Origin of the sequence: Agromyces binzhouensis (genome assembly GCF_004135055.1) — a bacterium.
GTDB classification, from domain to species: Bacteria; Actinomycetota; Actinomycetes; order Actinomycetales; family Microbacteriaceae; genus Agromyces; species Agromyces binzhouensis.
The window spans coordinates 1-1,617 of sequence record NZ_SDPL01000549.1 but is presented as its reverse complement, the minus strand read 5'-3'; the positions used below and the strand labels follow the sequence as shown (position 1 = coordinate 1,617).

Below are 1,617 nucleotides of genomic sequence, written 5' to 3'. Positions count from 1 at the left end.
CCGGTGCCGCGGCGAGGACCGCCCCGGCCGAGGCCATCATCGCGGCGGCCGCGGCGGCCGTGCCTCTCAGTCGTCTCGCCCGCGCGGCCCGCTTCGTCGAGCCGGCCCGGTGCTCCTGCGTCATGTCGTGTCTCCTGGTGAGTCGGTGGCGCGGATCCCCTGATCCGCGGGGCGGGTCCCACCCGCCGGTGACGAGCCTGCCCGCGACCGGGGTACGAGCGGATGGGCAGGCGCTGCTCATCCGCCGTCGACGACTGCTCACCTCGCCGGCCCGACTACCCAGGCCCCACTCGTATCACGGGCCGATTCCCCCGTACGGGGGCCACGATGACGCAACCACGTTCAGGTCGTCGCGCAATACAGTGAGACGACCGGCCACGCCGGTGAACCTGAAGGGCCGAGATGGTGGCGTTGGACACCGGGGGGACGGCCCGGCCGCCCCTCGCGCTCGACGAGAGCTGGCCGCTCGTCGGACGCGGCGCCGACGTCCGTCGTGCCCTCGACGGCCTCGCCGGAACGACGAGGGCCGTGTTCGCCTACGGCGCCTCGGGCATCGGCAAGTCGCGCGTGGTCCAGGAGGTCGCCGAGCACCTGGACGAGGACGGGTGGCTGGTCCTCACCGCGACCGGGAACCCCGCGCTGAGCGCGGTGCCGCTCTCGGCCCTGGCGCCCGTGTTCGCGAGGGAGACGGGTTCCCCGCTCACGTCCGCCTCCGACGCGGCGGAGCTGTTCGCCGTCGCCCACGCCGCGATCGCCCGGCTGGCCGGCGACCGCTCCGTGCTGCTCGCCTTCGATGACATCTCGGTCGCGGACCCGGTCTCGGTGACCCTCGTGGCCCAGCTCGTGGAGGCGTCGGTGCTCCGGGTGGCGGCCACGGTCCGAGAGTCCGAGCCGGTCCCCGATGTGCTGGTCCCCGTGGCGACGGCGCCGGACTCCATCCGCCTCGACCTCGGTCCGCTCGGCGTCGACGAGGTCGCGGAACTGCTCACGAGGGTGCTCGGCGGCGCCATCGCGCATCGCGACGTCGTCGAGCTGCACCGTGCGGCGCACGGCAACCCGCTCTTCCTCCGGGAACTCGCGATCGGGGCGTGGGACGCCGGATCGCTCGTCGCGCACGAGGGGCTCTGGCACCTGGCCGGCGAACCCGTCGGCACCCCCGCGCTGCGCGACCTGATCCGCGCCCGCCTCCGAGGCCTCCACGAGGCGGAACGGGACGCGGTCGAACGTCTCGCGCTGTGCGAGCCGCTCGCCTTCGACGAGCTCGCGCGCCCGGGCGCCGCCGAGGCGCTCGCCGCACTCGAGCTGCGAGGACTCATCCGCGTCGACGAGTCGGGACCTCGGGTCCGCGTCGGGCTCGCGCACCCGCAGTACGCGGCGGCCGTCCGCGAGGCGATGCCGCGCATCCGCGCGCTCTCGCTGCTCGCCGAACAGGCCGACCTCGTCTCGTCCCGCCCGATGGATCCGGGCGACGAACTGCGGGTCGCGGTGTGGCGACTCGACGCCGGTCGACCGAGCGATCCCGCCCTGCTCGCCCGATGCGCCGTGCTCGCGCGGTCCGCGTACGATCGCCGCACCGCTGAGCGGCTCGCCGCAGCCGCCGTCGCGGCGGGAGCCGCC

At 75.1% G+C, this 1,617-nt stretch carries 1 protein-coding gene; it reads left to right on the top strand.

The annotated features are described in order from the left end of the window. Window positions 1–411: 411 nt before the first annotated feature. Window positions 412–1,617, top strand: a 1,206-nt coding sequence (locus tag ESO86_RS16605; RefSeq protein ID WP_165308199.1) for an AAA family ATPase, incomplete at its 3' end; no start/stop codon positions are given.